Source organism: Mesorhizobium sp. M0590, assembly GCF_040320905.1.
Classification (GTDB): Bacteria; Pseudomonadota; Alphaproteobacteria; order Rhizobiales; family Rhizobiaceae; genus Mesorhizobium.
Map to the genome: position 1 here is coordinate 18,982 of NZ_JAMYQN010000008.1, position 23,312 is coordinate 42,293.

The 23,312-nt window shown below is 62.6% G+C and carries 19 protein-coding genes; 8 read left to right on the forward strand and 11 right to left on the reverse strand.

Annotated features, from left to right (window positions below):
• Nucleotides 1-207: 207 nt before the first annotated feature.
• From phnK to phnG, 5 genes are all read right to left on the reverse strand, one after another.
• Nucleotides 208-984, reverse strand: coding sequence for a phosphonate C-P lyase system protein PhnK (gene phnK / locus NKI52_RS15030; RefSeq protein ID WP_352633812.1), 777 nt, complete (start codon nt 982-984; stop codon nt 208-210).
• Entirely contained in the window at nt 981-1,940 is a 960-nt protein-coding gene (locus NKI52_RS15035; protein ID WP_352633810.1) for an alpha-D-ribose 1-methylphosphonate 5-phosphate C-P-lyase PhnJ, read from the reverse strand. Before NKI52_RS15035 ends, phnK begins: the two co-directional genes overlap by 4 nt.
• 264 nt (nt 1,941-2,204) lie before the next feature.
• Nucleotides 2,205-3,317, reverse strand: a complete 1,113-nt coding sequence (locus NKI52_RS15040) for a carbon-phosphorus lyase complex subunit (RefSeq protein ID WP_352698451.1) — start codon at nt 3,315-3,317, stop codon at nt 2,205-2,207.
• Between the two features lies 1 nt (nt 3,318).
• Nucleotides 3,319-3,927: a phosphonate C-P lyase system protein PhnH gene (gene phnH, locus NKI52_RS15045; protein WP_023675203.1), complete on the reverse strand. Its 609-nt coding sequence runs from the start codon at nt 3,925-3,927 to the stop codon at nt 3,319-3,321.
• Nucleotides 3,927-4,388, reverse strand: a complete 462-nt coding sequence (gene phnG / locus NKI52_RS15050; protein WP_023675204.1) for a phosphonate C-P lyase system protein PhnG — start codon at nt 4,386-4,388, stop codon at nt 3,927-3,929. Before phnG ends, phnH begins: the two co-directional genes overlap by 1 nt.
• Nucleotides 4,389-4,523: 135 nt before the next feature.
• Between phnG and phnF the strand changes: the two genes are divergently transcribed.
• The gene (phnF, locus tag NKI52_RS15055; protein ID WP_352698453.1) at nt 4,524-5,267 is read left to right on the forward strand and encodes a phosphonate metabolism transcriptional regulator PhnF; all 744 of its coding nucleotides are present in this window, start codon (nt 4,524-4,526) and stop codon (nt 5,265-5,267) included.
• Between the two features lie 18 nt (nt 5,268-5,285).
• On the opposite strand, the gene NKI52_RS15060 is transcribed toward phnF, so the two are convergent.
• The 5 genes from NKI52_RS15060 to NKI52_RS15080 form a co-directional block, all read right to left on the reverse strand.
• Nucleotides 5,286-6,302 carry a zinc-binding alcohol dehydrogenase family protein gene (locus tag NKI52_RS15060; RefSeq protein WP_352698455.1) on the reverse strand — a complete coding sequence of 339 codons (1,017 nt, stop codon included), beginning with the start codon at nt 6,300-6,302 and terminating at the stop codon, nt 5,286-5,288.
• A 70-nt stretch (nt 6,303-6,372) separates the two neighbouring features.
• Complete coding sequence (locus tag NKI52_RS15065) at nt 6,373-7,338, reverse strand: ABC transporter permease (protein WP_352448376.1); 966 nt, start codon at nt 7,336-7,338, stop codon at nt 6,373-6,375.
• Complete coding sequence (locus NKI52_RS15070; protein WP_352539443.1) at nt 7,335-8,888, reverse strand: sugar ABC transporter ATP-binding protein; 1,554 nt, start codon at nt 8,886-8,888, stop codon at nt 7,335-7,337. Before NKI52_RS15070 ends, NKI52_RS15065 begins: the two co-directional genes overlap by 4 nt.
• A 103-nt stretch (nt 8,889-8,991) precedes the next feature.
• The gene (locus tag NKI52_RS15075; protein ID WP_023675208.1) at nt 8,992-9,987 is read right to left on the reverse strand and encodes an ABC transporter substrate-binding protein; all 996 of its coding nucleotides are present in this window, start codon (nt 9,985-9,987) and stop codon (nt 8,992-8,994) included.
• 329 nt (nt 9,988-10,316) lie between these two features.
• Nucleotides 10,317-11,822 carry a UxaA family hydrolase gene (locus NKI52_RS15080; protein WP_023675209.1) on the reverse strand — a complete coding sequence of 502 codons (1,506 nt, stop codon included), beginning with the start codon at nt 11,820-11,822 and terminating at the stop codon, nt 10,317-10,319.
• A 256-nt stretch (nt 11,823-12,078) separates the two neighbouring features.
• Between NKI52_RS15080 and NKI52_RS15085 the strand changes: the two genes are divergently transcribed.
• From NKI52_RS15085 to NKI52_RS15115, 7 genes are all read left to right on the forward strand, one after another.
• Nucleotides 12,079-12,981, forward strand: a complete 903-nt coding sequence (locus NKI52_RS15085) for a GntR family transcriptional regulator (RefSeq protein ID WP_023675210.1) — start codon at nt 12,079-12,081, stop codon at nt 12,979-12,981.
• Nucleotides 12,982-13,100: 119 nt separating this feature from the next.
• Nucleotides 13,101-13,457 (forward strand): DUF2946 family protein, encoded by a 357-nt coding sequence (locus NKI52_RS15090; protein WP_023675211.1) that lies wholly within the window; start codon nt 13,101-13,103, stop codon nt 13,455-13,457.
• Between the two features lie 101 nt (nt 13,458-13,558).
• Entirely contained in the window at nt 13,559-14,095 is a 537-nt protein-coding gene (locus NKI52_RS15095) for a copper chaperone PCu(A)C (RefSeq protein WP_352698457.1), read from the forward strand.
• Between the two features lie 25 nt (nt 14,096-14,120).
• Nucleotides 14,121-14,639 carry a YcnI family copper-binding membrane protein gene (locus NKI52_RS15100; protein WP_023675213.1) on the forward strand — a complete coding sequence of 173 codons (519 nt, stop codon included), beginning with the start codon at nt 14,121-14,123 and terminating at the stop codon, nt 14,637-14,639.
• A gap of 56 nt (nt 14,640-14,695) precedes the next feature.
• Entirely contained in the window at nt 14,696-16,321 is a 1,626-nt protein-coding gene (locus NKI52_RS15105; RefSeq protein WP_352698459.1) for a copper resistance CopC/CopD family protein, read from the forward strand.
• Between the two features lie 140 nt (nt 16,322-16,461).
• Entirely contained in the window at nt 16,462-17,886 is a 1,425-nt protein-coding gene (gene gnd, locus NKI52_RS15110; protein WP_352698461.1) for an NADP-dependent phosphogluconate dehydrogenase, read from the forward strand.
• A 187-nt stretch (nt 17,887-18,073) separates the two neighbouring features.
• Nucleotides 18,074-18,307: a hypothetical protein gene (locus tag NKI52_RS15115; protein WP_352698463.1), complete on the forward strand. Its 234-nt coding sequence runs from the start codon at nt 18,074-18,076 to the stop codon at nt 18,305-18,307.
• A 241-nt stretch (nt 18,308-18,548) separates the two neighbouring features.
• Here the strand turns inward: NKI52_RS15115 and NKI52_RS15120 are convergent, their stop codons facing one another.
• Entirely contained in the window at nt 18,549-23,243 is a 4,695-nt protein-coding gene (locus NKI52_RS15120; protein ID WP_352698465.1) for an NACHT domain-containing protein, read from the reverse strand.
• Nucleotides 23,244-23,312: the final 69 nt, after the last annotated feature.

The window sequence follows — 23,312 nt, forward strand, 5'->3', positions numbered from 1 at the left end:
CATTCGTCTGCGGGCCAACACCCCCCTCTGGCCTGCCCTCTTTGCCAAAACTTGCCATCTCCCCCTCAAGGGGGGAGATTGGCAGTCGCATTCGGTTTCGCCATTCTCCTGTGTCGCAGAACGGGCGGGCCATAAAAGCTGCTGATCTCCCCCCTTGAGGGGGAGATGGCCGGCAGGCCAGAGGGGGGTACGCCGGAGCAATCATCGTCACACCTGCAGAATCGAGGAGACAAGCAACTGGGTATAAGGCGCGCGCGGATCGTCGAGGACGCGGTCGGTGAGGCCGCTTTCGACGACGCGGCCGTCCTTCATCACCATCATGCGCTGCGACAACAGCCGCGCCACGGCGAGATCGTGGGTGACGACGATGGCGGCCAGGCCGAGATCGGTGACCAGGCCGCGCAACAGATCGAGCAGGCGCGCCTGCACCGAGACGTCGAGGCCGCCGGTCGGCTCGTCCATGAACACCAGCCGCGGCCCGGTGACGAGGTTGCGGGCGATCTGCAGGCGCTGGCGCATGCCTCCGGAAAAGGCGCGCGGCTCGTCGTCGATGCGGTCTTCGTCGATCTCGACACGAGACAACCAGTCGAGCGCCGTTGCGCGGATCCTGCCATAGTGACGGTCGCCGACCGCCATCAGCCGCTCGCCGACATTGGCGCCGGCCGACACCGTCATGCGCAACCCGTCGGCCGGGTTCTGATGGACAAAACCCCAATCGGTGCGCATCAGGAAGCGGCGCTCGGCCTCGCTCATGCGGTAGAGTTCGCGAAACTGGCCGTCGCGCATCCGGTAGCTGGCGGTGCCGGAGCTGGGCAGCAGTCGAGTTGACAGGCAGTTGAGCAAAGTCGTCTTGCCGGAACCGGATTCGCCGACCACCGCCAGCACTTCGCCCGGCCACAGGTCAAAAGTGACGTTCTCGCAGCCGACGCGCGAGCCGTAGAATTTGGACAGCGCCGAAACGCGCAGCAGCGGTTCGTCGGTCATTGCTTCTCCTTACCCTCCCCCTCGTGGGGAGGGTCGGCGCGTAGCGCCGGGGTGGGGGGTGAGGCGGTGGCAGTACCCCCACCCGCGCCTTCGGCGCGACCTCCCCACAAGGGGGAGGTAGGGGCGTTGCGCCGCTTCTCGCAATAATCGGTATCGGAGCAGACGAACATGTGGCCGCCATGGTCGTCGAGGATGACCTCGTCGAGATAGACGTTCTCGGCCGCGCACAGTGCGCAGGGCTGGTCGAAGGTCTGCACCTCGAAGGGATGGTCCTCGAAGTCGAGGCTGACCACATCGGTGAACGGCGGCAGCGCATAGATGCGCTTTTCGCGGCCGGCGCCGAACAATTGCAGAGCCGGCGAACGGTGCATCTTCGGATTGTCGAATTTCGGCGTCGGCGAGGGATCCATCACATAGCGGCCCTCAACCTTGACCGGGTAGGCGTAGGTGGTGGCGATGCGGCCGTGCCTGGCGATGTCCTCGTAGAGCTTCACATGCATAAGGCCGTATTCCTCCAGCGCATGCATTTTGCGCGTCTCCGTTTCCCGCGGCTCGAGGAAGCGCAGCGGCTCGGGGATGGGCACCTGGTAGACCAGCACCTGACCGGCACTCAGCGGATATTCAGGGATGCGGTGGCGCGTCTGGATGATGGTCGCCTTGGCCGTCTCGGTGGTGACCGCGACATTGGCGACCTTCTTGAAGAAGGCGCGGATCGAGACGGCATTGGTGGTGTCGTCGGCGCCCTGGTCAATGACCTTGAGCACATCGTCCGGGCCAATGATCGAAGCGGTGACCTGGACGCCGCCGGTGCCCCAACCATAGGGCATCGGCATTTCGCGCGAGGCGAACGGCACCTGATAGCCAGGAATGGCGATGCCCTTGAGGATCGCCCGACGGATCATCCGCTTGGTCTGTTCGTCAAGATAGGCGAAGTTGTAGGTGGCGATGTCGGTCATGGCGATCGCTTCCGCTCTGTGCTACCGAATTGAGTTCCAAGACACGGAAAAGGGGCTGGGCTCCGATGACCCCGACCGGATGGATGCGCCTCGGAATCCTGTTGCTGGTGTTCGTCGGGGTGGTTGCCTTTGTGCTTCGAAGAATGTTCTTCCTGAGCCGAGGGAAGGCGCGCAAGGCGAGACCATTGGCGGCAGTAGCGGTTACGGCGGATCCGGAGGCCATTCCCCAGACGGGGGAGGTCACGGTGGTGGAGCTAACTGAAGTCATTCCGCTGCCTGCCTCTTCTCTTCGCCCTTGCCGGCATTTTCGCGGGCGTCGTGCTCGGTGCGCATGCGGCGCACGAGGTCGAGCTCGGCCTGGAAGTCGACATAATGCGGCAGCTTCAGATGCTCGACGAAGCCGGTCGCCTGGACATTGTCGGAATGCGAGATGACGAACTCCTCGTCCTGCGCGGCGGCGATGACATCCTCACCCAACTCCGAGGCGCGCAGCGCGCGGTCGCATAGTGCCATGGCCATCGCCTTGCGCTCGCTCTGGCCGAAGACGAGGCCGTAGCCGCGGGTGAATTGCGGCGGCGCCTTGGCCGAGCCCTTGAACTGGTTGACCATCTGGCATTCGGTGACGCGGATGCTGCCGAGCGGCACGGCAAAGGGCAGTTCCGGCACGTCCAGTTCCAGTTCGACCTCGCCGATGCGAACCTCGCCGACGAAGGGATGGTTGCGCGCGTAGCCGCGCTGGGTGGAATAGCCGAGCGCCAGCAGAAACCCCTCGTCGCCGCGCGACAGCGCCTGCAGGCGGATGTCACGCGCCATCGGGAATTCGAGCGGCTCACGGGTGATGTCGCCGGGGACATGATCGCCGGGCATGTCGCCGTCGGGCTCGATCAGGCCTTCGCGGGCGAGGATGGCCGAGACGCGCGGCATCGCCTCCGCCTCGCCTGCACGCTGTTCCGGCTCGGCGACATCGCCGCCGGCAGCAAGTTCGGGATCGAGCAGCCGGTGGGTGTAGTCGAAAGTCGGGCCGAGCAACTGGCCGCCGGGCAGATCCTTGTAGGTCGCCGACACCCGCCGCTCGACCAGCATCGTGCCGGTGTCGATCGCCCTGGTGTAGCCGAAACGCGGCAGCGTGGTGCGATAGGCGCGAACCAGGAAGATCGCCTCGATCATGTCGCCGCGCGCCTGGACGATCGCCAATGCCGCCAGTTCCCTGTCGTAGAGCGAACCTTCGCTCATCACCCGGTCGACGCCGAGCGCCAGCTGCTCGACGATCTGGTCTAGACGAAGTGCGGGCACCGAACGGTCGCCGCGCCGGCGGTCGGCGAGCAGTTTGTGAGCATTGCGAATGGCCGTCTCGCCACCCTTTACCGCAACATACATGCTACGCCTCCATCATCTTGATGCGCGTCGTGCGCGGCAGGCAGGCAATTGCGTCGAACGTGGCGAGGATGATATCGACGCCACGCGGAAAACGCTGGTTGTTCTGCTTCCATTGCTCGACGAAATGGCGCGGCATTTGCGCCGGCGCGATCGTCGCCGTCTTCTCGATGCCCGGGCCTTCGAGCAGCAGCGCAGCGCCGGAGATGAGATCGCCGACCTCGAGGATCAGCGTCGTGGAGCGATCGGGATAATCCTGGGTGCCTTGCGAAAACCCGTCGAGCGCCATCATCTCGGCCGGCGTGGCGATCAGCGCGAAATGCGCGTCGGCCGGGGTGTTGGCCAGCGGCGCGCCGGTATGGAAGCCAAGCCAGGATTTCACCGCCGACACCTGCAAAGCCGGGTCGAGCCAGAGCGGCGTGTCGTTGTCGCACAGCGCCAGCGCAACGGCGCCGGCGGTGGCCGACAGCGGCGCCGGTGGGTGGGCAAGGGCCGGCAAGGGCTGGACGCTGCCCGGCCGCGCCATCGCGTCCATCACGGCACGGAATACGGTCTGGGCATTGAATACCGGATCGGCGAAGCCGCCTTCAATGGATTGAGCGGCGATATCCATCAGTCTTCTCCGCGCACCATGGTGAAGAAATCGACCTTGGTCGCCGCCGTCTCGGCGCGGCGCTGTTCACGCGCCTTGGCCAGTGCCGCCTGCAATGGCGCAACGATCCTGATCTCGACCTCATTGCGGTGGGCCGGGTCCTGCCACAGCGCATCGGCGATTGCCGCCAGCCTTGCCTTCTGCTTGTCGCGGCCGAGCGCGTAGCAGTGGCCGACATGGCCGGACGCAAGCCGCACCGTGGCACGGGTGACCGTCGCCTCGCCGACATTGAAAGGGGCACCACCGCCGCCGATGCGGCCGCGTACCGTAACCAGGCCGGTTTCGGGGCCACGCAGAAGTTCCGCTTCGCAAGGCAGGCCGGCTTCGTCCCAGAGGCGGACGATGTCGTCGCCGGCCGATTGCGCCAGCGTCGCCATCACGGCCTTGCGCTCGGCCTGCTCTCGCGCTTCCCGTCCTCGCATGGCGGTGCTCCTCGTCTGCGTTCATTTTGTCTATTGATATAGACAACTATACAAATTATATCCATTATCTAGCGCGTGTCCATGACGGGCACGTGACACGGGCCAAAAGATCGGCGCAAGGAATTGGGGCGGGAGATGATCGGACAAGCCAACAGCATCGAGCGGCGCAGCGGTGTCGCGCTGTGGCGGCAGATCGCCGACCAGATCCTGCATTCGATCGCCGCCGGCGATTTTCCCGAGAATGCCGCGCTGCCGCCGGAGATCGCGTTGGCCGGACGCTATGGCGTCAACCGCCACACGGTGCGCAGCGCTATCGCAGCGCTGGTGCAGGAGGGCGTGCTCAGGGCGGAGCAAGGGCGCGGCACCTTCGTGCTGTCGCGCAAGCGGCTGTCTTATCCGATCGGCGCCCGCACCCGCTTTTCCGAGGGATTGCAAGGACAGGCGTCCGAGCGGCATATCACCTTGCTCGCGTCATCGATCGAGCCGGCCGACCGTCGTGTCGCAGAGGGCTTAGGCCTTGCGACGGGGGCCGATGTGATACGCCTGGAAACGCGCGGCGAAGCCGATGGAATGCCGGTGTCCCGCGCGGCCGGCTGGTTCGATGCCAGGCGCTTTGCCGGCATCGATGCCGCCATGGCGGAAACCGGTTCGATCACCGCATCGCTGGCACGTTTCGGCATCGACGACTATCTCAGGCAATCGACCGTGCTGTCGGCGCGCCATGCCGATGCCGCCGACCTTGCGGACCTCGAGCTGCAGCCCGGCGCCATCGTGCTGGTGACGGTCGCCGTCAACGTCACGCCCGACGGTCAGCCGATACAGTTTTCGGAGTCGCGCTTCCCGGCCGAGCGGATCGAGCTCAAATTGTCGGCGCTCTGAGATGCGGCAGCCCTGGCATCATCCGACTTGAATGACGGCCTTGATCAGGCCGGACTTCTCATGCGCCCAGCGGGCGAGGTCGTGCGGCGTCTCGCCAAGCGTGGTGCGGTGGGTGACCAGCTTTGCCAGCGGCAGCGCGCCGTTGCGAATCGAGGCGGCGACATGATCGAAATCGGCACGCAGGGCGTTGCGGCTGCCGATCAGCATCATCTCGCGCTTGTGGAATTCGGGATCGGAAAAGGCGATGTCGTCCTTGACGACGCTGACCAGGACCAGCGCCCCGCCGTGCGCGACATGGGCGAAGGCCGACTGCACCGACCGGGTGTTGCCGGTGGCATCGAAAACCACGTCGAAGCCGTCGCCGCCGGTTGCTTCCCGCACCAGGTCGGCAGCAGCGCCCCGCGAGCCGTCGAGGGTCGCGAAGCCGAGTTCGCTTTCGGCGAAACCCAGCCTCTCCGCACTCATGTCGAGCAGCGTCACGTCGAGCCCGGCGATGCGGGCGAACAGCGCCGTGCCGAGCCCGATCGGGCCTGCGCCGATGACCAGTGTGCGCGCACCTGGATCAGCGAGCGAGCGCCGCACGGCATGGGCGCCGATCGCCAGGAATTCGACGGCGGCGGCATCGGCCAGCGACAGGCCGTTTGCCGGATAAAGATTTTGCGCCGGCACCAGGATCTGCTCGCACATGGCGCCGTCGCGGTGGACGCCGAGCACCTCGATCCTGACGCAGCAATTCGGCTTGCCTTGCCGGCAGGCGATGCATTTGCCGCAGGCGAGATAGGGATTGACGATCACCGCTTCGCCGACGGCGAGATCGACGTCCTCGCCAACCTCGATCACGGTGCCGGAAACCTCGTGGCCCATGATGCGGGGATAGGCGAGGAACGGGTGCTTGCCTTCGAAGATGTGATAGTCGGTGCCGCAGATGCCGACATGGCTGACGGCGACCAGCGCCCAGCCGGCGGGGGGCGCGCCAGGCGCCGGACGATCTTCGAGGACAAGTTCGCCGGGCGAGCGGCAGACGACGGCTTTCATGCTTCAATCCAGTCGGTTCATGGCACCGCCGGCCCTGCTGTCGCGAGGCCGGCGGTTGTTGGGAGGCAGTCTATTTGCCGCGGCGGCGCAGCCCGTCGAAATAGACGATGACGATGATCAGCACGCCGGTGATGATGCGCTGCCAGAAGGCGTTGACGTTGAGCAGATTGGCGCCGTTGTTGATGGTGGCAAGGATGAAGGCGCCGAGCAGCGGTCCGTGCACGGAGCCGACAGCGCCGAACAGCGAGGTGCCGCCTATCACCGAGGAGGCGATCGCCTGCAATTCCCAGCCCTCGGCCTGCGTCGGATTGCCGATGCCGATGCGCGAGGCAAGCAGCACGCCGACGAAGGCCGCACACAGGCCCGACAGCGTGTAGGCCATGTAGATGGTGCGCTGGACGTTGACGCCTGACAGGCGCGACGCCTCGGCGTTGGAGCCGACCGAGAACAGATAGCGGCCCCAGCGGCTGTGGTGCAGGAAGATGTAGGCTGGGATGCCGACCAGGATCACCATCCAGAACAGATTGGGGACGCCGGCGAAGGAACTGCGCGAGAACGTCTGGAAGGCGTCGTTGTTGATCGAGATCGAGTTGCCATTGGTCATCAACAGACCGATGCCGCGCAGCGAGGTCAGCGTTGCCAGGGTGATGATGAAGGGCGGCAGGCCCATCTTGACGATGCCGAACCCATGGAACATGCCGATGGCGACGCCGACCAGCAAGGTGATCAGGATGGCGAGGAAAACCGGTGTGCCGGCGTTGATCAGCATCGCGACGATGACGGTGGCGAAGCCGACCACGGCGCCGACGGAAAGGTCGATGCCGCCGGTGATGATGACGAAGGTCTGGCCGACCGCCAGGATGGCGATCATCGACCCTTGCCGCAACAGGTTGGAGATGTTGTTGGCGGAGGCGAAGCTCGGCGTCGCCACCGACAGGATGATCCATAAAAGAACCAGCAGCGCCAGCAGTGTCAGCCCGAACAGGGCGTTGTAGTTGCGTTTCGGCCTTTCGGCAGCGATCGCCTCGGTGCTCATATCCGTCCTCCCGGTTTTTCTTGTTTCTCGGCCAGCGCCTGGGTGAGGATCTCCTCGTGGTCAGCGGTACGAAAGCCGTGCGTGGCCACCAGCTTGCCGCGCCGGAACACGTGCAGCGTGTCGGCGAGCTCATAGACCTCGGGCAGGTAGGACGAGATCAGGATGATGCCGGCTCCCTTGGACAACAGCGCGCCGAACAGGCGGTAGATCTCGGCCTTGGTGCCGACATCGACGCCGACAGTCGGCTCATCGAAGATGAATAGCTTGGCGCCGTGGGCGAGCCATTTGCCGATGACGATCTTCTGCTGGTTGCCGCCGGACAGGCTGGAGGCCAGCGCGCCGCGCGTCGGCGTCTTGATGCGCAGGTCGGCGATCTGGCGATCGGCTTGCGCCTTTTCCTGCGCGCGGGAGATCAGCAGATTGCTCGAGATGCGCTTGTAGATCGGCAGATTGAGGTTGAGTCCGACCGGCAGGTTGAGGCAGAGGCCCTGGTCGCGGCGGCTTTCCGGGGCCAGCGCCATGCCGAGCCTGATCGCGTCATGTTCGGAATTGACCTTGACCTCCTTGCCCTCCCACAGGATCTGGCCGGCCGATTTGCGGTGCCGGCCATAGAGCGTGGTGACGAACTCGCTGCGCCCGGCGCCGATCAGGCCATAGAGGCCGACGATCTCGCCGGCACGGACGGACATCGAGACATTTTCGAAACCCTTGCCGGACAGGTTCCTGGTTTCGACGATGGTCGCGCCGGGGGTGAAATGCTCCTTGTGGTAGACCTGCTCGATCGAGCGGTTGATCATCATCTTGACCAGCTCGGCGTCATTGGTCTCGGCAATGTTCCTGGTGCCGACCAGCGTGCCGTCGCGCAGCACCGAGACGCGGTCGGCGAGCTCGAACACTTCTTCCATGCGATGGCTGATGTAGATGATGGTGACGCCTTCGCCCTTCAGCCGGCGGATCAGCGTGAACAGCTGGTCGGCCTCCTTGCGGGTAAGATAGGCGGTCGGCTCGTCGAAGATCAGGAATTTGGTGCCGCGCACGGTGGCGCGGGCGGCGGCGATCAACTGCTGCTGGCCGATGGTCAGGTCACCCAGCATGACATGCGCCGGCAGGTCGAAGCCGAGATCGTCGATGATCTTCTGCGCCTGCCTGATCATCGCCCGCTGCTGCAGGATGCCGAAGCGGGAATCCTCTTCGCCGAGGAACATGTTGGCGGCGACGGTGAGATGGCGGCACAGGACGACTTCCTGATGCACGGCATTGATGCCGAGCGCCATCGCCTCATGCGGCGTTGCCAATGCGGCAGGCTTGCCCTCCCAGATGACGTCGCCGGAGGTGCGCGGCATGACGCCGGTAAGAAGCTTGATCAGGGTGGATTTGCCGGCGCCGTTCTCGCCAACGATGGCGTGGATCTCGCCGGCCTTGAAGGCGAGATCGACCGGCTTCAGCGCATGGGTGCCGGGATAGCGCTTTTCCAGCCCGCGGAGTTCGAGGATGGTCCTGCCCGGTTCCAGCGTTGGGGCCGGATGGAGTTCCTGCGCCGTCGACATCATGACAATCCTCCCAGATTGGCCCCCAAAGATTGGCCTCGCGATTGGCACGAGTGGGATGTTTCCGGGGCGAAAGGCCCCGGAAACAGTTCACTTGCGGCTATGCTCAGTCGAGCTTCGGGTTGAGCAGCGCGTCGATCTTCGGATCCTTCATGTTGGCCTTGGTAACCAAATTGGCGCCGGTATCGACATTGGCCTCGACCTTCTCGCCCTTCGAGGCGGCGAGCGCCGTCTTGATGCCGTCATAGCCCATCCGGTACGGATCCTGAACGACGAGAGCCGAAATGACGCCGTCATTGAGGAACTTGATCAGCTTCTCGTCGCTGTCGAAACCGACCAGCCCGACCTTGCCGGCAAGACTGTTCTCGGCGATCGCCTGACCGACGCCCTGCGCCATGATCAGGTTGGAGGCGAAGATGCCCTTGAGGTTGGGGTTGGCGGTGATCAGGTCGGTGGCGATGTTGAGGCCGGTGGTGGCCTGGCCGTCGGCGTATTTGTCGGCGACCAGCTTGAGGCCGGGATATTTGGCGGCGAGCTGTTCCTTGAAACCCTGGGCGCGCTGTTCGAGCGAGCCGGCACCCGGAAGCGCGGTGATCAGGGCGACGTCGCCCTCGACCTTGCCGCCATTGGCTTCGCCGATGGCTGCGGCAAGGCCGTCAGCGGCGACGCGGCCGCCCTGGATGTTGTCGGTGGTCAGGAACGAGGTGAAGGCCTTGGAGTCGGCGCCGGAGTCGATGCCGATGATCTTGACCTTGGTGGCGGCCTCGTCGATCGGCTTGCCGAGCGCCTTGGCTTCGGTCGGCGCAATGACGACGGCCGCCGGGTTGCCGGCGACGGCATTTTCGAGGATCGAGATCTGGCCGTTGACGTCGGTCTCGGCCTGGGCGCCGAGCTCCGGCACGTTGACGCCGAGATCCTTGCCGGCCTTGCGGGCGCCGGCCAGAACGATCTGCCAGTAGAAGGACGTGGTGTCCTTGACGATGATCGGAATGGTCGCGTCGGCCGCGGATGCCGGCGCCGAATGCATCACGCCGGCAAGCATCGAGGCGGCTGCGAGTGCCACGAAGGCGCGGCGATTGAGAATGCTGGTCACGAATTTCATTAGGAGTCCTCCCTAAGTCGCCCGGTGAATGTTACGGAAGCTCCATTCGGATGGCGCGGCCCAAACGGAACTTTATCAATAAAAAACATTTACCGCATTTTGATAGTGCATCACCTCGGTCGGCGCAAGCGATGTTTGATGGCCGCTCGAATGGCTGGGCGGGAAAGCTTGCTCCCTCGGAACTCCGCTGCCAATCTCCTCCAATACGTCGCATGGAATATTAATTCCATCATCCAGTCAATATGGAATGTTCATTCTTTTTCGGGAGCGTTGGAACTGTGACGCCTGGCGATCACGTCCGGTGTTCGCGACTATTGCGCATGTCCGGCTTAGAGCGTCGCTCCGAGATGCCAAGGCACGAACTCGTTGTCGCCGTAGCCGAACTCTTCGCTCTTGGTCTTGCGGCCCGAAGCCGTCTCGACGATCAGTTCGAAGATCTCGCGGCCCATGCCGGCGATGGTCTTTTCGCCCGAGGCGATGACGCCGCAATTCACGTCCATGTCCTCTTCCATCGTGTGATACATGGTCGAGTTGCTGGCGACCTTAATCGACGGCGTCGGCCGGCAGCCGAAGCAGGAGCCGCGGCCTGTGGTGAAGACGATGACGTTGGCGCCGCCCGCCACCTGGCCGGTGGCCGAGACCGGGTCGTAGCCGGGCGTGTCCATGAACACCAGCCCGTGCCCGATGACCTTTTCGGCATAGCCGAAGACGCCGTTGAGCGGCGTCTGGCCGCCCTTGGCGACCGCGCCGAGCGACTTTTCCAGGATGGTGGTCAGGCCGCCGCGCTTGTTGCCCGGCGAGGGGTTGTTGTCGATGGAAGCGCCATGTTTGGCGACATGGTCTTCCCACCATTTCACGTAACCGTCGAGCTTGGCGGCGATCTCGGGGGTGGCGGCGCGATAGGCGAGCAGGTGCTCGGCGCCGTAGATCTCCGTCGTCTCGGAGAGGATGCCGACACCGCCGACGCCGGCCAAAATGTCGACCGCGGCACCCAGCGCCGGATTGGCGGTAATGCCGGACATACCGTCGGAGCCGCCGCATTGCAGGCCGACGACGATCTCGCTGACCGGGATCGGCTCACGCTGAAGCTTGCCGACCTCCTCGGCGATCTCGGCCAGCACGACCAACGCCTTCTCGACCGATTTGCGCGAGCCGCCGGCTTCCTGGATGTTGAAATGACGTTTTCCCGCGGCAACGCCCTTCTGGCCGTAGAGGGTGAGCTGGTTGACCTCGCAGCCGAGCCCGACCATCAGCACACCACCAAAATTCGGATGACGGGCGTAGCCGGCCAGCGTGCGATGCAGCACCATCATGCCGTCGCCGGTGGCGCTCATGCCGCAGCCCTGGCCGTGGACGATCGGGACGAAGCCGTCGATGCCGGGATATTGCGGCAGAAGCGTGCGGTTCGCCGCGTCAGCGATGGCGTGGCAGACGGTGGCCGAGCAATTGACGCTGGCGAGAATGCCGATGAAGTTGCGCGTGCCGGCGCGGCCGTCGGCGCGGCGGTAGCCCATGAAGGTGCGGGCGCGGTCGGCCTCAGTCGCATGCACTGCCTCGCTCGGCGGCACCACCGGCAAACGCCCGCTTTCGAAGACCAGATTGTGCGAATGGACATGCTCGCCGGGCGCGATGTCTTGCGTGGCGCGGCCGATCGCCTGGGCGTATTTGACCACGGCCTCGCCGGCCGCAATCGGCTTGATCGCCACTTTGTGGCCCGGCTCGATCACTGCGGCGGCGACGGCGCCGCCCGGCAGCACGGTGCCGATCTCGATGCGGCCATTGGCGACCGCGACATTGTCGGCGGGAGACAGAAGAATGCTGTTTGCGGCGTTCACGGGAGCTTCCTGGGTGTGTTCCTGGGTGCGCGAGCGGATTGACACGCGGCTCTTAACATATAATGTCTTTTATCGTGAAAAAACATTTTTGCGTCAATTGTTTTTTCGCCAGAGCGCGACGCGTCTTTTGGATGCGAGAAGTAGGCTCTACAACCAAAACTAGCGTTGCGCATGATGTTTTCCGAAAAGGTACCGGTTTCATGCGCGAGAAACGCTTCACACTGGCCGCAAACGCAGATGCGCCACGGGGCAGGGGATGTCGAAGAGCAACAACGTTTACAAGGACGCCTATAATCGCGGTCTGAGGCTGCTCGACGAAACCAGGAGCCTGCCTTCGGAGCCGGAGCTGGGTACGCTGCTCGGCGTCAGCCGCACGACGGTCCGCACTATCCTTGCGCGCATGGAAGAAACCGGGCTGATCGACTGGAACAAGCGCAGCAAGACGGTCCTGCGCGAACCGCGACCGGACGATTTCTTCCCCGAGGAAGAAACCGACACGCTGGCCGAGATCATCGAGCGCTCCTTCATGCGGCGGCTGCTTGCCAGCGGTGCCGAAGCCGGCATGCAGATCAACGAGCTCGAACTGGCGCGTGAGATCGGCGTCGGCACCACCAGCGTGCGCGAATTCCTGATCCGCTTCTCGCGCTTCGGGCTGATCGAGAAGCGCCGCAACAGCCACTGGGTGCTGAAAGGCTTTACCCGCGCCTTCGCGCTGGAGTTGACCGAAATCCGCGAGATGTTCGAACTGCGCTCGGCCGCAGCCTTTGCCGCTCTGCCCGAGGACAGCCCGGTGTGGACCGACCTCGACCGCCTGGAAGACGAGCATCACCGGCTGGAGCGCGAGATCGCCGTGCGCTTCAACGAATTCTCCGAGCTTGACGAGCGCTTTCACCGGCTGATCCATCGGGCGTCGCACAACCGCTTCATCGTCGATTTCTACGACGTCATCGCCATGATCTTCCACTACCACTACCAGTGGAACAAGGCGCAGGAGCGCGAGCGCAACGAAGTCGCGGTCCAGGAGCATCTCGCCTATATCGCCGCGCTCAAATCGCGCGATCTCGCCAAGGTCGACGCCGCCTGCCGCAAGCACCTGAAATCGGCCCGCCACACGCTGCTGACGTCCATTCCCGAGGGCAGGCAGCCGCAACGCGCGTGATTGTGTTGCGTTGCCGCAGCAACGTTTTGGCGATTTTCCGGCCGCCGGCTCCGTGCTAGAGAGCTGACGTTGCTGCGTGAAGAGGCTGGTTCTTGACCATACGCCGGAGACGATGGAGCATGCCGGTCGCGTTCGCCGCGGCGTGGCTTTTCATGCTCCAGTCGATATTCGGCGCGTTTGCTTCCGGCGTCGCGCCGAACGCCTCGCAATTCGATGCTTTCGGCAACACGATCTGCACCCATGACGGTGCGGCGCAACTCCCCGCCGGCGATCCGCATCAGCAGCACATGCCGGCTTGCTGCATGCTTGGCTGCAATCTCGTTTCGGCGGTCTACGCGCCGCTGGATGCAGCCGGGAGCCTGGCTCGCAGCCTTTCCATCGAAACCATCGCCTTTTTCCTGCCGGCCTTCCGGCATCGCGATTTCGCCCGCGCCCGCACTCCGTCCAATCCGCGTGCACCACCGGCGACGGCCTGATCCGTTCTGGTTCGCGCCGCGCAGCGCTTTGCCGGCGCGTTTATCGACATCGTTCGCGACCGGCAATCGGCGCGATCCCCCTTAAAGTCCACGGAGCAATCATGTCTCACTCTTTTCGCGCTGCCGCATCCAGCCGCAGGCGCTTCGCACTGGGTAGTTTCGAGCAGCGTCTCGGCATCGCCCTTTGCGTTCTTGCCCTCCTGTTCGCCAGCGCCCAGACGGTGTTGGCACACGAGTTCAAGCTTGGCGATCTCGAGATCGGGCACCCCTGGTCGCGCGCCACGCCAGCCGGCGCCAAGGTGGCCGGCGGCTACTTCACCATCACCAACACCGGCAGTGCGCCGGATCGCCTGCTGTCGATCACCTCCGACATTTCGGCCAAGGCCGAACTGCACGAGATGGGCGTCAGCAATGGCGTCATGACCATGCGGCCGGTCACCGGCGGCCTCGAAATCCCGGCTGGCGGCAAGGTCGCGCTGGCGGGCAGCGGCTACCATTTGATGTTCATGGATTTGAAGCGGCAGCCCAAGGAGGGCGAAACGTTCTCCGCCACGCTGACCTTCGAGAAAGCCGGGCCCGTGCAGATTGAATTCGCCGTGCAAGGCATCGGCAGCGCGGCGCCCCAGGACGACGACTGACTTGGCCGCTTCGAGAGGTAGCATCATGAAGAAATCTCTTTTGCCCGGCTGCGTGCTTCTTGCCCTCGGGACCAGCGCGGCCTTTGCCCACATCACGCTCGAAACGCCGGAGGCGGCGGTGGGCTCGACCTACAAGGCGGTTCTTCGGGTGCCGCATGGCTGCGAGGGCAAGGCGACGACCGCGCTGCGCGTGCAGATCCCGGAAGGGGTGCTCTCGGTCAAACCGATGCCGAAGCCGGGTTGGACACTGCAGGTCAAGAACGGCAAATACGAAAAGTCCTACCAGCTCTACGGCCAGGCAGTGACCAGCGGCGTCAAGGAGATCGACTGGAGCGCCGGCAGCCTGCCGGACGAGTTCTACGACGAATTCGTCTTTCGCGCGACGCTGGCGTCCGACCTGCCGGCAGGCCAGACGCTGCATTTCCCGGTGGTGCAGGAATGTGACGGGGTTGCCGATCGCTGGATCGAGATTCCGGCGGCCGGGCAGGCTGAGGACGCGCTGGAATTTCCGGCGCCCGGCCTCAAGCTGCTGCCGAAGAAGTGATCCTTACGTGGCGCGCTCTATCCGAAAGAGCGCGCCGCTGTCTTTGTGGCGGTGACATGAGCGCGGCATCGATCCTGCGAACGGCCTGCACAACCGGCCGGCTTGCCATAGGCCTGCTGGCTGCGATTGTGCTGCTTGCCACCATTGCCGCGCCAAACGCAGCCTTCGCCCATGCGGCGCTGATCAAGGCCGAGCCGGCTGACGGTGCGGTGCTGGCGCAGAGGCCGTCGCAGATGTCGCTGACCTTCAGCGAGCCGGTTTCGCCGCTGGTGCTGACGCTGGTGCGGCCCGACGGGACGTCGATCCCGCTGAGCTCTTTCCGGCTCAGCGGCCAGACCGTCGAGATTGACAATCCGCAGGCGCTGACGTCGGGCACGCATGTGCTGAGCTGGCGGGTAATCTCCGCCGACGGGCATCCGGTCGGCGGCTCGGTGCTGTTCTCGGTCGGTGCGCCGAGTGCTGCGCCGGCCGCCTCCGAAGCTGTCGACCGGGCGCTTCGAACGGCGATCTGGATCGGCAAGGTTTTTCTATACATCGGCCTGTTTTTCGGCGTCGGCGGTGCCTTTGCGCAGGCCTGGCTGGCGCAAGGCGGCCGATCCGGCCAGAACATGATCGTCGCCGCGATCCTGTGCGGGCTGGCCGCCGCACTCTTGTCGCTCGGTTTCCAGGGGCTGGATGCACTCGGCGCGCCGCTTGCCCGGCTGGCGCAGCCGGTCATCTGGCAGACCGGGCTTGGCACCAGCTTCGGCTGGACGGTGCTGATCGCGCTGATGGCGCTCGGCCTTGGCCTGCTATCGCTGGTCGTGCCGCCCGCCGACGCAAAGCCGCTGGCCTTGGCCGGACTGGTTGGCGTTGGCGCAGCACTTGCCGCCAGCGGGCATGCCAGTGCCGCCGAGCCGCAATGGCTGACCCGGCCGATGGTGTTTCTGCACGCCACTGGTATCGCCGTCTGGGCCGGGGCGCTGGCGCCGCTCGGTCTTGCCTTGAAACGGCAGCCGGACAAAGCCGGGCCGTTGCTGCGCCGGTTTTCACGAGCGATCCTGTTCGTCGTGGCGGTGCTTGCGGCAGCCGGCATCGTGCTCACCGTCATCCAGGTGCAAACGACGTCGGTGCTGGTCCATACCGCTTACGGCCGGCTGCTGCTGCTCAAGCTGGTGCTGCTCGTCTTTCTGTTCACACTCGCCGCCGTCAATCGCTTCAAGCTTACGGCCCCGGCTGAGGCGGGCGAAACAGAAGTCCAGCGGCGGCTGGCCCGCTCGATCGCCATCGAGCTGCTGATCGTGCTGGCGATCTTCGGCGTTGCCGCCGGCTGGCGCTTCACGCCGCCGCCGCGCGCGCTGGCGATCGCCGCGGCACAGCCGGCGTCGGTGCATATCCACACGCTGCAAGCGATGGCCGACCTCAGCATTGCGCCCGGCCATGCCGGAGCTGTTGCCGCTTCGATCTTCATCATGACCGGCGATTTCGGCCCGCTCGACGCCAAGCAGGTAACGCTGGTGCTGTCAAAGCCCGATTCCGGCATCGAACCCATCAAGCGCCCGGCGACGAAGCCCGGCGACGGTACCTGGCGCGTCGACGATCTCGTCATCCCGGTCGCCGGCCGGTGGACGGCGCGGCTCGACATCCTGGTCTCGGATTTCGAGATGGTGAAGATAGAGGCGCCGATCGACATCAGGCCGTGAAGACGGCGCTGGTCCGCGCAACACAATTCGGCGAGGCGGTTGACGCGGCCGCGAACCCCCGTCAATCATCGCCATCAAGAATGGGCGTCCAACCCAATCGCGGGCTCAAACCAACAAGATCCGAAAGCAGGGAAGAAACGATGGAAAAAGCCGAAATCGGCCTGATCGGCCTTGGCACGATGGGCTCCAACCTGGCGCTCAATATCGCCGAGAAGGGGCACCGCATCGCCGTCTTCAATCGCACCGCGGCGCGCACCGATGCCTTTGTCGAAAATGCCGGCGCGCTTCGGGATAGGGTGGTGCCCTGCTACAGCCTCGAAGAACTGGCCGCCGCGATCCGGCCGCCGCGGCCGATCATCATCATGGTGCTGGCCGGCAAGCCGGTCGACGAGCAGATCGCGGCATTGCGCGGCGTGCTGTCGGCCAACGACATCGTCATCGACGCCGGCAATGCCAATTTCCGCGATACGATGCGGCGCTTCTCCGAGCTTACCGATTCGGGCCTGACCTTCATCGGCATGGGCGTGTCCGGCGGCGAGGAGGGCGCACGCCACGGTCCCTCTATCATGGTCGGCGGCACCGAAGAGTCCTGGAAGCGCGTCGAAAAGGTGCTGACCGCGATCTCGGCCAAGTTCAAGGGCGAGCCTTGCGCGGCGTGGCTTGGCACCGACGGCGCCGGCCATTTCGTCAAGACCATCCACAACGGCATCGAATATGCCGACATGCAGATGATCGCCGAGATCTACGGCATATTGCGCGACGGGCTCGGCATGGGGCCGAAAGAGATCGCTGAGGTGTTTTCCCAGTGGAACACGGGCAGGCTCAATTCGTACCTGATCGAGATCACCGCCAAGGTGCTGGCCGCCGACGACCCCAAGACCGGCAAACCGGTGGTCGACATCATCCTCGACCGCGCCGGCCAGAAAGGCACCGGCAAATGGTCGGTGATCGAGGCGCAGCAGCTCGGCATCCCGGCCACCGCAATCGAGGCGGCTGTGGCGGCACGCGTACTGTCGTCGATCAAGGACGAGCGGCTTGCCGCCGAAAAGGTCTATGGCGGCGGCGTGAGCAAGATTTCCGGAGACAGGGACGCCCTGCTCGCCGATCTCGAGCTGGCGCTGTTTGCCGGCAAGATCGCCGCCTACGCGCAAGGATTCGCGGTGATGAGCGGCGCGTCGAAGGAATTCAACTGGAACCTGCCGATGCCGGTCATCGCCAAGATCTGGCGGGCCGGCTGCATCATCCGCTCGCAATTGCTGGATACGATGGCGGAGGCCTTCGGCGCCGGCGGCGCGGCCACCAACCTGTTGATGGCGCCGGCTTTCGTTTCATTGATGCAGGAGGCACAGCCGTCGCTTCGCCGTGTCGTCGCAAGGGCGGCCGAAGCCGGCTCGCCCGTGCCGGCCCTGTCGTCTGCACTTGCCTATTTCGACAGTTACCGGCAGGGCCGCGGCACTTCGAACCTGATCCAGGCGCAGCGCGATTTCTTCGGCGCGCACGGCTTCGAGCGCATCGATGGGCAGGGCGCTTTCCATGGGCCCTGGGGGAGTGGCGCGGCGGGTTAGCGCCGCGACTTGGACCTAGAGTCCAATTTTGCGGTTGCCAGAAAGCAGACATCTCCAGCGACCAACTGAGTGTCGGGTCGCGCCAGGAACCTGCTATGCCGGTAGAGACGATTGACGGTCTCATCGGTATCGGCGGAGCCGCGAATCTGTGGTAAGCCGCCGCTCGACCAACCAAGGGACGACACCTGTGAGCGAACCGACCGTGGCCCAGGCGACCGAAACTATCTATGCCTCGCTGCGGGCGGACAATGCCGACATCGACGCACATATCGCGACGCTTAAAGCGGCGCTGACTCGAGAAGGGATAAAACAGGCGGTGTTCGATCCGACCAAGTTGGCGCAGAACAACCGCTCGGGGCGCAAGTTGATGCAGGCCTATTTTCGGCAGCGCGGCGTGAGCGTGAGGTTTTCGGACCAGTAGAGCCGCGCGCGGGTGATCTCAAGCGCGCCGTTGGGAGTTCTCGGGCCGGTCCGGCGGTTCGCCATCTGGACGTCGGGACTGCGCCTCATAACGGACATCCAGATCAACTTTGCTGTTTCCTGAAAGCCGACATCACCGGTCACCATGTTGCGGGTCGCGGGCGGGTCGTGCGCTGGCTGTCGGCTCACCTCTACGCCAGATGAGAGCCGGTCTGTGCAAATAGTACGGAAAACCAGCAATCCTACTGAAGAAGCTCAGGTAAGCTTTGAAAAAGACGCCGTGCCTCCGGCCAACCCGCTTCAACAAAGAGAGCAAGGCAATCAACTAGCTTCCGTCGCCTTACTTCGTCTTCAAAAACGCTACGATAATCCGCCAGATACCATCCGATAAGCTTCACAAAAAGAGTGGCACCCATGCTTTCGTGTTCGTAGCGAGCAACTCCAGTGGTCCTTAACATCGCCTCGCTAATTAAATCAAAGCATTGTTCGGGATCGACCTCCATGAGAAAGCTTAGGACTGACAAGAGATGGTGAACTGACCCTGGAGTGCCTAGCGTCGTCAGTTTCGAGATAAACGGCGCATACTCCTTGAGGAACCTGCGTTTGGCGTCGACACCGGCAAGCTCAGGAGAGATCTCATCATGACCTACCGCATAGTAGATTTGGTCAGCAATTTCATTAAACAATTTAAGGGCAGAAACTTCTTCTGGAGTTGGCTCATTACCCGACGAAGGCCACGATTTCACCGCTGGTTCGAGAGCAGCGATTAGAATCCAGAGAAAATCTTGAGTTCTCCGGCGTAGTGTCACTTTTTCCGGGTCCTCATCATCAAAACCAATGATCAGCCCATTGCGGATATCAAATAGAGCCGACTGAAGACGCTCTTCTTGCTCTTTATAATTTTGCGTCCAATCGAACAGCAGTGCCTTAGATGTGGGGAGTTCTTTGTTAACTGCAAAAAAAACGATGAGCCCTGTCAGCGGATCGTCCCCTTTCTTTGGAAACCTCACGTCCGCAACGGGAATAGCCAACGCTTCCAACCGTTCGGGGTTTCGGCCAGCTAGTCTCGAAAGAGAGGCGATTGCCTGTTTCAAATTTGTAGCGTTCTTTTCTTTCTTCAGAAATTTTTCCGCAAGAGTCCACATCTCCTCTTCGGCTATTTGTTCGATCCAAGGAAGGACGCGAACAAGCTGAAAGCGGACAGCCGGATGAGGGTCATTTAGGAGTATATCTTGATAGCGCTCTCTAACTAATGGCCAAAACTCGGATTGAGTGGCGAGGATCGCTAATGCTTGAGCGGCTTCGATTCTTGGCGATGGTGATCCCCATGACGGAAAATCTGCGAATCTTTCCTCGGTTTCGTCCTTCAACTCGGGATCGCTGTGATGTGTCAGTTCCAGCAACCACCCGAGCGCGGCATCACGCTTCTCCGTAGGTACGAGTCCCTTAGATAAGGCAATCCCAAGTCCTTCTGCCAGCGCATCTGACATCTCCTGATCAAGCGCAGCCCCCATTGGACCAGCTTGAGCGACTGCGTCGCCAAGGGCCAAAGTTGAGTTCCACAAGAATGCTCCTCGATCCAGCGTCTCCTCTGCCTTAAAGGCATCGCGGGCGGATCGCAGATCGCTAACCAGGGCTAATAATGGTGCGACATCATGCGCCTTAACGTCTATCCCTTCCCGTTCAAGCCAATGCCGGTCAGATGCCGTCCAACCAGAGTTGAATTCGAGAGGCTTGCCGTTTTCAAATATGCTGCCACCCGTCTTGGCATCACGTAGGAATGCCCGTGCTGTTTCGGTGACGAGTTGGGACTCGCCTATCGTTTCAAATAGCGTTCCAACAATCTCAACGCGCACTTCGTCAGGCCGCGAGAACTCAGCGAAATTAAGCTGAAGCCAATCAGTCTCAGCTTGGGCACGTTCGTCTGATGACAGATGTGGGAACGTCGCAGCTATCGCGGAGATAGCGCTCCGGCGGGTATCAAGCGATTTAAGCATCGGCACACTGGCTGCCGTTTTCCAAATCTCCCTCCCAAGGATATCGGGCTTGGATGCTGCGATCTCGAAAACTGATCGCCACGCTAGACCAATGCCTGTTTCACTCAGAATCAGTTCAGGCACTTGCGTCAAAAGCGCCTGGTCGTCAGCCGTCGCTCCCCATGCACTTACCGCGCGGTAGAGCTTCGCGTAGTCGTCATGTTCCCTATCGTCTGCGTTCCACGCCCATATATGGCTGTAGTCCTGCTCGAACTCCCTCTCTACACCGGCAATCGAGACCCTTTGAACCTCCTGGCTTTCCCTGGCAGGATGTGACCTTTCGCGCTCACCTCGGATTGCGGCAGCGAAGGCACGTAAAGCGATCCGTGGATATCGCAACAGTAACTGAGGAAAATCGCTAGCGAGCGAATGTGTCGACATCGCAAAATCTTGGGCGGCATTAGACGTGAGCGAGAGTATCCAACTGCCAGACATTGAGGTGACTTGGTCTCTACTAAACTCTCCTCCACGAAAAACTCGATAAAAAAGCTGAACAACAAACTCTTCGTCATGCTCCGCGAGACTCAGACTTTCGCGCGCCAGCCACGGCACCTCGATAAAGCCAAGTTTTGAAAACCGCGGCTGCGAGAATATCTGATCCAACCTCTTCCGCGAGGCACCTGGGTCTGTTCCTATGGTCTTCGCGACGAACGGCACAACGTGTGATGCAAGCCATCGGATACGGCTCTCATCTGTCGACATGGCGTCGAACAGCACACGAGACGCCTTACCCAAGGACCTCAGCGCTTCGGGGCTCGGGTTGTCTTCGATCAGCATTCCAATCAATGCTCGAAAACTACCGAGCTGTTCGGGATTGGGATCACCAAGCGCCTCTAAAAGTGTAGCCCAAGCATCCACCGCTATCGGCTGCTTGAGCTGCGACTTCGTCATCAGCGAGCCGACGATGTGCTGAAATGCCCGATTCTTTGACGGATCGACTTTCGTGAGGGCATCCGCCAATGGCGTGAGGTCGTCGCCATTGTGAACCGACTCGACGGGCAGGCGGGCGACTTCGATACGAACGATTGGATCGATAGCATCATCGCCAATTAGCGATACGACAAAAGACCAATATTCCTCCGCGCTAAATGTAGCCTTCAGAGCTTCAAGCCAGTACCCTAGCGATGGAGTGACTAGGAGGCCTGCGCCGCTCGCCCGGCTCAAAAATTCTAATGCCGCTACGCGGTCTGGCAACAAGATCAATCGCGCGACGGCATAGTCGAATAGGACGTGATGCCGGAAGCCGATGCGGCGTGTCTGCTCTGTAACTAAAACGCCAACACGTTGAAGATCGTCAACAGCTTTCGCCGCTGTATCAGGAACGTCTGTTTCTGGGAGATCGATCGACCGAGCGGTGAGCATGCGCGTCACTACGGTCTTTAGACTTGTGACGGCCGGAAGGCCAAACTCGCTGATCCGTTCATCCCAATATCGCTCCAGCAGTTCTCCTCGCGTCGCTACCGAAGACAATGTACTTGCGGCCACACCGCTGTGCAGCAGGTCGCCAAGGAGGGCAAGATTGAAAGGGTTGCGGGCCAGGCCTTCCATCTTTGGTCCGCCTGCCTCGATCGCAGACGCAAGGATTGGCGATTTGACAGCGACATCCGCCTTTTCAACATCCGAAAGGAGTCCAATATGGATGTGTCGGACGGCGGAAAAATTCGGATTGGCATAAGCCGCTTGTGGAGCAGTTCCAGCGAAAAGCCGTCGCCACTCCCTGCCAAGACGGAGATCGAATGTTCTGACCGATGCAATGACATGCCAACCCGGAAGGGTGGACACTTCTTCCACGAGACGTTTGTAGGTGGCTTCGGCCAATCCTCCGCGTGCGGCATCAAGTGCGTCAAGCACGAGATATGCCGGTCTGTCGCCGGGCATCTGAGCGAGTACATCGATCAGCGAGTGTTGAAGGCCAATATCAATCCGCAGGGCGTCGGCCGAAATAGATACTGCCTCTACTGTAAGGACAACAACGGTAGCTTCCTTCGCAAGCTCTTGCGCTACTTCGCGAACGATGGCTGACTTGCCTGAACCCGGTTCACCGGTGATGGCGAGTAAGCCTCCCCGCGCCGCCTGGACGGTCAGTGCCGTCACGGGTCTAGCAATGGTGAAGTGACCCTCCGGGCTCGTTATTTGTGTGAAACGCTCGAGACGCCCCATGACGCCTGCGCTATAGGTGTTCAAGCGCTGTACATCGTCGCGATAGCTTGGCGGCTCGACCAGGCGAGCTTTGCCAGCTAGCGCCAGACGGATCGCTGCTGCATCTCCGCCCGTTCCGTTACCGGACGCAGTCGCGGCCCACGAAATTAGTGCCTCAAGCAGGGCGGCTTCATCCCCTACAACTGCTACAACATCGCGCAATCCATCTTCGACAGTCTGGCGTTGCCCGTCACCCACGACGACTACAGAACAACACGCCAAAATAGACTGTCGTTCGGCGGGTTTGATCCCGATACCGGCGTGAGTGTTCCATGCGGCATCGATCAGCCCAGAGAAGGTCCTTAGCGCTGAGCCCAGGCTATTTGGCATGGCGGTTGCGGCGCCGGTACGGTTCCGATCGAGTGCTTCGCGTAGATTGTTCGCAACCGTAGCTGCGGTCGTCGACCCAACGGCGAGAACCAAGCGATCACGCGACGGATCAAAATCCCTACGCACTCCGCCGTCGATTATGCCATCGCGAAACTGTCGCACGAATTGGTCGGCGGCTGACGCCAGCTCACTCCCAGGATTTGATGACAGGCTAATCGTGCGTTTGGCCTGTACATAAATCTCGCCACGATCAGTCTCGATTAAAAGATCATCCACGGCCGTGGGCGTCTCAAATCGAATAGTACGTGGCACTCCAGGAAGCCCACCTGCCATACGTGAGACCGGGCGTTCGGCCAGCAGCAGCCCAGCCACGTACGCACCCACCTCGGCCTGAAAAACCACCCCTCCGGACGTGCCCCGCCCGCTCATCGTACAAGCCCC